This is a genomic window from Sphingomonas sp. CCH9-E2, from assembly GCF_001557215.1.
Taxonomy (GTDB): domain Bacteria; phylum Pseudomonadota; class Alphaproteobacteria; order Sphingomonadales; family Sphingomonadaceae; genus Sphingomonas.
On the sequence record NZ_LSJM01000287.1, the window covers coordinates 1 to 1,032 of the forward strand.

The 1,032-nt window shown below is 60.1% G+C and carries 2 protein-coding genes; both read right to left on the reverse strand.

Annotated elements, in window-relative coordinates; translation table 11 throughout:
• Positions 1-176: 176 nt before the first annotated feature.
• A complete protein-coding gene (locus AX681_RS22015) occupies positions 177-593 on the reverse strand; it encodes a hypothetical protein (protein WP_156442837.1) in 417 nt (138 codons plus the stop codon).
• 64 nt (positions 594-657) lie between these two features.
• On the reverse strand, positions 658-1,032 hold a 375-nt coding region (locus AX681_RS13435; RefSeq protein ID WP_156456099.1), incomplete at its 5' end, for an aldehyde dehydrogenase family protein.

Consider the following 1,032-nt stretch of genomic DNA (forward strand, 5'->3'; position numbering starts at 1 on the left):
GGGTGGGGTGGACCCCGGCCCTGTGCCGGGGTCCACCCCACCCCACGCCCAGCGATAGAGCCTCACGCGCCGCGCCAGCCTCCCGGTGGACCCCGGCACAAGGCCGGGGTGACGGAAAAGTTTGAATCGAGTGGTCGCCACTCTTATTTTCTCGAGGGAGCGGAAATGTCTCGATGTTAATCTTTTGCGCCACGCACTTCCTCAAACCAAGGTTCGGCAACCTCCTTGATGAAGAGCCCCAACTCTTCCACGCACCTTTCATAAGTGCTGCCTGTCTCAGCGTTAAAACGATGATGGTAACAGTAGCCCGTGGATCGTCTTGTTAGCTGGATCGTATGGTGATCGAGATACGCTTTCTCTCCATTGCCCAAACATACCGACGAAAGGTCCAGCTGGAGCGAGATGCTAGGTGACCCTGGCGCGCCATAAGTGGCTCCGCTTCTTGAGATGAAGATCACTTCTTCGAATCCGTCGATCTGCCGCACCCATTTGCGCCCGCTACCTCTCTTGAAGCCCAACGATTGCACAAATCCCGTAAACGCGCTGCAAACGCGCTTCATTCCTTCGGCAACAACATTCGAATAGCTTTTCATGAGGCAAGCTTAGTCGTTGAGTCGATGCCTGCAACAGGTTCGAAACGGCGTTATCCCACCACCCTCACCCCCGCATCTCAGCCTTCAAATTCATAAACTCATGCAACCCCCACGGCCCCAGCTCGCGGCCATGGCCGGACAGCTTCACCCCGCCGAACGGCGCGCCCGGCACTGACGCCAGCATCTGGTTCACCGCGGTCATCCCCGCCGCGATATCGCGCACCAGCCGCGCCTGCTCCTCGGCATCGTTGGTCCACACACTCGACCCCAGCCCATAGGGCACGTCGTTCGCCAGCCGGATCGCGTCCTCCAGCGACTCCGCGCGGAACAGCATCGCCACGGGCCCGAAAATCTCCTCCTTCGCAAACTTCGCTTCGGGATCGACCTCGGTCAGCACGCCCGCCCGCATCCACGCGCCATCGCGGTCGATCTTCTCCCC

What these genes read in the sequence shown, in the direction of transcription:
- AX681_RS22015 (WP_156442837.1), bottom strand. Translation starts at nt 593, where the DNA reads ATGAAAAGCTATTCGAATGTTGTTGCCGAAGGAATGAAGCGCGTTTGC.